Origin of the sequence: Streptomyces carpinensis (genome assembly GCF_002154505.1) — a bacterium.
GTDB lineage: Bacteria > Actinomycetota > Actinomycetes > Streptomycetales > Streptomycetaceae > Streptomyces > Streptomyces carpinensis.
The window spans coordinates 7,331-7,761 of record NZ_MUBM01000560.1; the positions used below are offsets into that span (position 1 = coordinate 7,331).

1 protein-coding gene is annotated in these 431 nt (G+C 76.3%); it reads right to left on the reverse strand.

The annotated features are described in order from the left end of the window. Position 1: 1 nt before the first annotated feature. Positions 2-431, reverse strand: a 430-nt coding sequence (locus BZY54_RS46060; protein WP_086731297.1) for a hypothetical protein, incomplete at its 5' end; no start/stop codon positions are given.

Consider the following 431-nt stretch of genomic DNA (forward strand, 5'->3'; position numbering starts at 1 on the left):
GCTAGCGGCGCCTGCTGACGTCGTAGACATTAGCACCCTGGTCGGCGGGAGGAAAAATCGAAATCCGTACGGCCGCTCGGGCCGCCCGCACGGCCGCCCAGAGCAGGATCTCCGGGCCCGGCAGCCACGGGTGGCGGGTGTCCGGGGCGACCAGCCAGCGGGACGCGGACCGCCCGAGTCCGGCGCCGCCGACCGGGGCGGGGACGGTCACCGCGTCGCCGTTGCCGTGGCACAGCAGCGGGGGAACGCCGCCGGTGCGGCCGGTGCCGCCCTCCCGGCCCCGCGACCCCCACTCCTCCCACTCCAGCAGCGACGGAAGCCGGTGTGCGGTGCCCGGGGCGGCGAACAGCAGCATCCGCCCGCGGTGGACGGCCACCGGGCCCGATCCAGGGCCCTCGTCCCACAGCAGGTCCAGCATCCGGCGGCCGAAG